Source organism: Streptomyces polygonati, from assembly GCF_042650325.1.
GTDB classification, from domain to species: Bacteria; Actinomycetota; Actinomycetes; order Streptomycetales; family Streptomycetaceae; genus Actinacidiphila; species Actinacidiphila polygonati.
Genome location: NZ_JBHSBB010000010.1, coordinates 922470 through 928719 on the forward strand (window position 1 = coordinate 922470; position 6250 = coordinate 928719).

The 6250-nt window shown below is 70.3% G+C and carries 7 protein-coding genes and 1 rRNA gene; all 8 read right to left on the reverse strand.

What is annotated here, in order from left to right; translation table 11 throughout:
• Positions 1-35: 35 nt before the first annotated feature.
• Positions 36-1073, reverse strand: coding sequence for an NAD-dependent epimerase/dehydratase family protein (locus ACFO3J_RS16865; protein WP_386430193.1), 1038 nt, complete (start codon positions 1071-1073; stop codon positions 36-38).
• 208 nt (positions 1074-1281) lie between these two features.
• A complete protein-coding gene (locus tag ACFO3J_RS35960) occupies positions 1282-1497 on the reverse strand; it encodes a 30S ribosomal protein bS22 (RefSeq protein ID WP_449343646.1) in 216 nt (71 codons plus the stop codon).
• 20 nt (positions 1498-1517) lie between these two features.
• Positions 1518-1733 carry a helix-turn-helix domain-containing protein gene (locus tag ACFO3J_RS16875; RefSeq protein WP_161302236.1) on the reverse strand — a complete coding sequence of 72 codons (216 nt, stop codon included), beginning with the start codon at positions 1731-1733 and terminating at the stop codon, positions 1518-1520.
• A 126-nt stretch (positions 1734-1859) separates the two neighbouring features.
• A complete protein-coding gene (locus ACFO3J_RS16880) occupies positions 1860-2693 on the reverse strand; it encodes a phosphatase (protein ID WP_386430194.1) in 834 nt (277 codons plus the stop codon).
• A 133-nt stretch (positions 2694-2826) separates the two neighbouring features.
• Positions 2827-3999 carry an acetoin utilization protein AcuC gene (locus ACFO3J_RS16885; protein WP_386430195.1) on the reverse strand — a complete coding sequence of 391 codons (1173 nt, stop codon included), beginning with the start codon at positions 3997-3999 and terminating at the stop codon, positions 2827-2829.
• Positions 3968-5206: an MFS transporter gene (locus ACFO3J_RS16890; protein ID WP_386430196.1), complete on the reverse strand. Its 1239-nt coding sequence runs from the start codon at positions 5204-5206 to the stop codon at positions 3968-3970. The genes ACFO3J_RS16885 and ACFO3J_RS16890 overlap by 32 nt, the downstream gene beginning before the upstream one ends.
• A gap of 90 nt (positions 5207-5296) precedes the next feature.
• Positions 5297-5938, reverse strand: coding sequence for an HAD family hydrolase (locus tag ACFO3J_RS16895; RefSeq protein WP_386430197.1), 642 nt, complete (start codon positions 5936-5938; stop codon positions 5297-5299).
• Positions 5939-6016: 78 nt separating this feature from the next.
• Positions 6017-6133, reverse strand: a 5S ribosomal RNA gene (gene rrf / locus ACFO3J_RS16900).
• Between the last annotated feature and the right edge of the window lie 117 nt (positions 6134-6250).

Genomic DNA, 6250 nt, shown 5'->3' on the forward strand with positions numbered 1-6250 from the left:
CCGCCACGGGCTGCTCGTCGTGCGTCATACGGCCGTCATGCGCGATCGGCCGGGATCGTCCCCGCCAGCGCGTCCACCGCGCGCCCCACCCGGTCCGGCGGCAGCAGCCCGAAGCCGCGGCCCCGGGCGAAGTCGTAGAACGTCTCAGCCGTGCTGTACGTAGCCACGAAACCGAGCGTCTCACGCATCTGCCGGGTGTCCACCACCCTGCCGTGTGTCAGCAGCCTGATCTGTTCGGCCGAGAAGTCGGTGACACCCGCCGTCCGCAGCAGCCGCCCCACCCAGGTGACGGCCGGCAGCAGTACGGGCACGGTCGGCTTGCCCAGCCGGCGCGCGGTCTGCGACAGCAGCAGCACCCCGTCCCCGGCGATGTTGAACGTGCCGTTGTTGTACGTACCGCGCCGGGCCTCGGTGGAGGCCACCACCAGGACCTCGTTGACGTCGTCCTCGTGCACGAACTGCAGCCGCGGGTCGTAGCCGAAGACGGTCGGCAGCACCGGCAGCCCGAAGTACTCCGCCAGCGGCGTGTCCGCGCCGGGCCCGAGGATGTTGGCGAACCGCAGCACCGCGACCGCCACATCGGGCCGCCGGCGCGCGAAGCCCCGGACATACCCCTCGACCTCCACCGCGTCCTTGGCGAAGCCGCCGCTGGGCAGCGACTTCACCGGGGTGGTCTCGCTGAAGATCCCCGGATCGCGCGGCGCGGCGCCGTAGACGCTGGTGGTGGACTTGACCACCAGCCGCCGTACGGTCGGCGCCTTCTGGCACGCGCCGAGCAGCTGCATGGTGCCGATGACATTGGTCTCCTTGGCCTGCGTACGGCCGCCGGAGCCCAGCGGGGTACCGCTGACGTCCAGGTGCACCACGGTGTCCACCGAGTGCCGCGCCAGCACCTTGCCGATCATCGGCTGCCGGATGTCGGCCCGGACGAACTCCGCGTCCCCCAGGTCGTGCTCCGGCGCCACCGCGTCGACCGCGATCACCCGCTCCACCTCGGGCTCGCGCTGCACCCGCCGTACGAACCGGCCACCGAGCTGCCGCGCGGCTCCGGTGACGAGGACCACCTTGCCCACGATCAGCGCCTCCTAGGGGATTGGGGTCACCGTACCGTCGCGGTGTTGCGGACCGGTGACGCCCCGCCCGGGCCCGCCGGCCGCCGAGGGCCGGCCCCCGGATCACGCCGGCCCCCGGACATGCCACTGCCCCTCTCCGGCGCCGTCAAGGCTGTTGGGCCTTCACGACTGTGGAGAGGGGCAGTGGGAGCGGCGGCGAACGGCCCGCTTACTTCTTGTTGCGGCGCTGAACGCGCGTCCGCTTCAGAAGCTTGCGGTGCTTCTTCTTGGCCATACGCTTACGCCGCTTCTTGATGACAGAGCCCACGACTACCCTCGCTTCGGTTTCACTCGGTGCGGGGCGTCCGAGCCCACACGACCTACGTCGGCCAAGCCTACCCGTCCCGGAGGGGCGGGAGTGACCGAGGCCGGCGCTGTCGGTCATCAGCCCGTTACCGGGCCCTCTCAGGCAGATTCCACCCCCACGTAGGACTCGCGGAGGTAGTCGTGGACGGCCTGCTCCGGAACCCGGAACGACCGGCCCACGCGGATCGCCGGCAGATGACCGCTGTGCACCAACCGGTACACCGTCATCTTGGAGACCCGCATGACCGAAGCGACTTCGGCGACGGTCAGGAACACGACCTCGTTCAGAGGCCGACTTTCAGCAGCAACAGACATGACACACCTGAACCTTCCGCACATGCGCCACCGGCTTCCCCTCCGGCGACTTAAAAAGGCATGTGCGCTCCCCCACAGATTAGGGGCGGATGATGCAAGTGGGGAAGAGGAGTTGCGAATGGTTGACTACTGTGAGAGCCACGCTCGATTGAGTACGTAACGCGTCAGCGGCCGGTAGTAATCGGACCGGACGGTGTCGTCCAGGGGCACCGCGACGGAGATCCGACCCTCGGCTTCGGCCACGAACACCGCGGGGTCGTCGGAGTCCCCCAGACCGATCGCCTCAATGCCCAACTGCCCTGCTCCGCAAATGAATCCGTGGTCCCCCACCACCAGTCCCGGCAGCACGCCACCATGCTCCGCGGCCCCCGCCAGCGCCGCTCTGACGGGCAGCGGCGAGTGGGTGTGAACCCCCTGCCCGTCCTCCCCGTCGCTCCCCGGATCCGGACCCGCGGCTTCCGCCGGACGCACCACGGCCACACCGCCGACATACCGAAGATTGTGCCGGCGTACGCCGAACTGTGTCGGCATGTCCACGCCTGGAGCGTACGCCGGGGTGAGGACGACGCAGCCCGCCGCCGACAGAGCCGAGGCCAAAGATGCGTAGAAGCCGAGGAGGCGGTGTGGATGTCCTGTGCCCAACAGCACCGGAACCCGCTCGTGCGCGGCCCTTCCCAGCCGCTCCGCGAACGCGTCCAGCGCCGCCACCGTACAATCCGGGTCGATCATGTCCTGCCCCGAGGTCTCCGCCGGGTCCGCCGACACCCCGCAGCGGTCCGCCATCAGCCGCAGCAGCTCGCTCACCCCCCACTCGCCGTCCGGGTCCAGCCCCAGCGTCTGCCGCGGATCACGCGCCGCGAAGAGCCGATAGCTCCGCAGACTCACCTCTCTGGACGTCGTCACCCGCCCGGCCAGCCTCGCCGCCACCAAATGCGCCCGCAACGCCCCGACACTCAGCACGTTCCGATAGTCCCTAGCTCAGCCCCTCCACGATGCCCAAATCACGAAATACACCCCTTGCGAGTGACGCGACAAAAAACGACACGCCCTCCACCGCCATCACGACAGAACCCGACAGCGCTCGGCGGAAGCATCAGGGCAGCAGCCCGTGCGACGGGAAGACCGCCCGCCGGGTGGACAGAATCGCCTGGTCCAGCCGCGACGCCGGGTCGTAGCCCGCGTCCTCGAAACCGGAGAAGACCGGCTCGCGCCCGTCCGTCATCCGCGAAGGCGCCGTCGCCCGGGTCCTGGCATAGACCTCGTGCCGCCAGTCCTCCGGCACCAGGGTCCGCGGCGCGATCGGAACGCCCGCCGCGATGGCCACCAGATGCGTCCAGGTCCGCGGTACGACATCGGTGACCGCGTAACCGCCACCGCCCAGCGCCACCCACCGCCCCGCCGCGTGCTCGTGCGCCAGCGCGTGGCACGCCTCGGCCACCAGCCGCTGGGCGTCCAGCGACACCGCCAGATGCGCCAGCGGGTCCTCGAAGTGCGTGTCCGCGCCGTGCTGCGAGACGACCACCTGCGGCCGGAACGCGGCCACCAGCTCCGGCACCACCGCGTGGAAGGCCCGCAGCCACCCGGCGTCCCCCGTGCCCGCCGGAAGGGCCACGTTCACCGCGCAGCCCTCCGCCTTCGGCCCGCCGCACTCCTCCGGCCAGCCCGTCTGCGGGAACAGCGTGCTCGGATGCTCGTGCAGCGAGATCGTCAGCACCCGGGGATCGTCCCAGAACACCTCCTGGACGCCGTCCCCGTGGTGGACGTCCACATCGATGTAGACCACCCGCTCCGCGCCCAGCTCCAGCAGCCGCGCCACCGCCAGCGCCGCGTCGTTGTAGACGCAGAAACCGGCCGCTGAGGCCGGCATCGCGTGATGCAGCCCGCCGGCGAAGTTCACCGCGTGCTCCACCTCGCCGTGCCACACCGCCTCAGCGGCCCCCACCGACTGCCCCGCGATCAGCGCCGCGGCCTCGTGCATCCCGGCGAACGCCGGATTGTCCACCGTCCCGATGCCGAACGACTGCTCCGCCGCCCGCGGATCGGCCGACGCCCGCCGCACCGCGGCCACGTACTCCGGCCGGTGCACCAGCGCCAGCGTCGACTCCCCGGCGGCCGGCGCCGCCACCACCGGCAGCGCCCCGTCCAGGCCGAACGCCCGCACCAGGCTCCTGGTGAGCGCCAGCCGCACCGGGTCCATCGGGTGCCCCTGACCGAAGTCGTACTGCGTTACCTGCTCATCCCACATCAGCTTCGCGCGGCCGGTCATGCCCGACACCGTACCCAACGGGACCCGCCTCGAAGGACTGGGCGTAGAGCAGGGTCGCCCCCACCAGCACCATCGGCACCACCATCGCACCGCGGAAACTCCACACATCGCCGAGCGCCCCCACCAGCGGGGAGCCGGCCAGGAACCCGACGTAGTTGAAGATGTTCAGCCGGGCGATCGCCGAGTCCGACACCCCGGGGAATATCCGCCCCGCCGCCGCGAAGGTCTGCGGCACGATCACGCACAGCCCGAAGCCCACCAGGGTGAAGCCGAGAATGCCCACCCACGCCCCGGGCGCCGCGGCCACCACCGCGAAACCGGCCACCGCCACCACCGTGCCCAGCCGTACCACCGGCGCCGCGCCGAACCGCCGCACCCCGAAGTCGCCCACCGAGCGGCCCATCAGCGTCGTCACCATGTACACCGCGTACGGGACGGTCGACAGCTCGTCCGAGCTGTGCAGGGTGTCCTGCAAGTACTTCGCGCTCCAGTTGGAGACCGTCGAGTCGCCGATGTACGCGAACGCCATCACCAGGCACAGCGGCAGCAGCAGCTTCATCACCACCTGCTGCGGGCCCGCCCCCGAACTCGCCGCCCGCTCCAGCTCGGTGCCGTCCCCCGGCCGCTGGTCCCGGTACCAGCGGCTGGCGGTCAGCGTCAGCGGCACCAGGACCAGCACGGCCGGCCCGTAGACCGTGAACAGCGCCAGGTGCCAGTGCGCCCCCGACCACGCCAGCGAGGCCCCGGCGATGCCGCCCAGGCTGTACGTGGCGTGGAAGCCCAGCATGATGCTCTTGCCGTACGCCCGCTGGAGGCTCACCCCGAGCATGTTCATCGACGCGTCCAGCCCGCCGACGCACACCCCGAACAGCGCCAGCGTCACCGCGGCCACCCACAGCTGGTCCCCGGCGCCGAGACCGGCCAGCACCAGGGCGACCACCGGCTGCACCCAGCGCAGCACCACACTGGGCCGCACCCGCTTGACCAGCTGCTCGGTCACCACACTGCCGACCCCGGCCAGGATCGGCACCGCGGCCAGGAAGACCGGCAGCAGCGCGTCACTGATCCCGTAGCGGTCCTGAATCGCCGGGATACGGGTGACGAGCAGGGCGAAGAGCGCGCCCTGCGCGAAGAAGCTGACCGCGAGCGCGGCGCGGCCGTGGCGCAACTCCGGCGCCGGCGCGTTGATCAGACGAGCGTCGTCCATGAGCGAGCAGCGTAAAGGGACGGGCTACGGATGAGTAGGCGATTGACGACACCGCGAGGCCCAGTCCGCAGAGCCGACTCCGCAGCGGAGTCAGAGGAGGTCGAGCAGGGCCGGCATGCCGTCGAACAGCGCGGTCGCGCCGTGCAGCCCGGCCGCCGGGGTCATCGCGGTGAAGCCGAGGACATCCATACCGGCCGCGCGGGCCGCCTGGACGCCGAGCGGGCTGTCCTCGACCACCACACACCGCCGCGGGGCCACTCCCATCGCGCCGGCCGCGTGCAGGAACAGATCCGGCGCCGGCTTGCCCCGCCCCACATCCTGCGCGGAGAAGATCCGCTGCTCCCCGAACCGCTCATAGAGCCCGGTCTTCCGCAGCGCCACCCGAATCCGCTCATGCGAACCGGACGACGCCACGCAGTACGGCACCCCGTCCGCGGCGAGCTTGTCCAGTACGGCACCCACGCCATCGACCGGCTCCAGCTCCCGCTCGAAAGCCGCGAACACCCGTGCGTGATAGGCCGCGTTGAACCCGTCGGGCAGGCGCTGCCCGGACCGCTCAAGGACCACATCATGGATCCGGTGCACGGCGGCGCCCATGAAGTCCCGGATCGAGTCCTCATAGCTGGTGGGATGGCCGAGTTCGGTGAGGTAGTCGGCCAGAATCCGGTTGGACAGCGGCTCGCTGTCCACGAGGACGCCGTCGTTGTCGAAGATCACCAGTTCATACCGCACACCCGCACGATAGCGGGTGGGGAACGCAGAAAAGCCCCCGCCCCCGAGGCAAACCTCGGGGGCGGGGGCTGAATTATTGTTCGGCGGTGTCCTACTCTCCCACAGGGTCCCCCCTGCAGTACCATCGGCGCTGAAAGGCTTAGCTTCCGGGTTCGGAATGTAACCGGGCGTTTCCCTAACGCTATGACCACCGAAACACTGTGAAACACACACCACCCCGCACACCGGGAGAGACTCATCCCCTCGGCAGGGTTCGGTGGCTGATTGTTTCAGAACCACACAGTGGACGCGAGCACACATGGACAAGCCCTC

Bases quoted from the DNA above. Each gene is read 5' to 3' on its own strand.
- ACFO3J_RS35960 (WP_449343646.1), bottom strand. From the start codon at position 1,497: ATGACCGACAGCGCCGGCCTCGGTCACTCCCGCCCCTCCGGGACGGGT.
- ACFO3J_RS16890 (WP_386430196.1), bottom strand. From the start codon at position 5,206: ATGGACGACGCTCGTCTGATCAACGCGCCGGCGCCGGAGTTGCGCCAC.
- ACFO3J_RS16885 (WP_386430195.1), bottom strand. From the start codon at position 3,999: ATGACCGGCCGCGCGAAGCTGATGTGGGATGAGCAGGTAACGCAGTAC.
- ACFO3J_RS16875 (WP_161302236.1), bottom strand. From the start codon at position 1,733: ATGTCTGTTGCTGCTGAAAGTCGGCCTCTGAACGAGGTCGTGTTCCTG.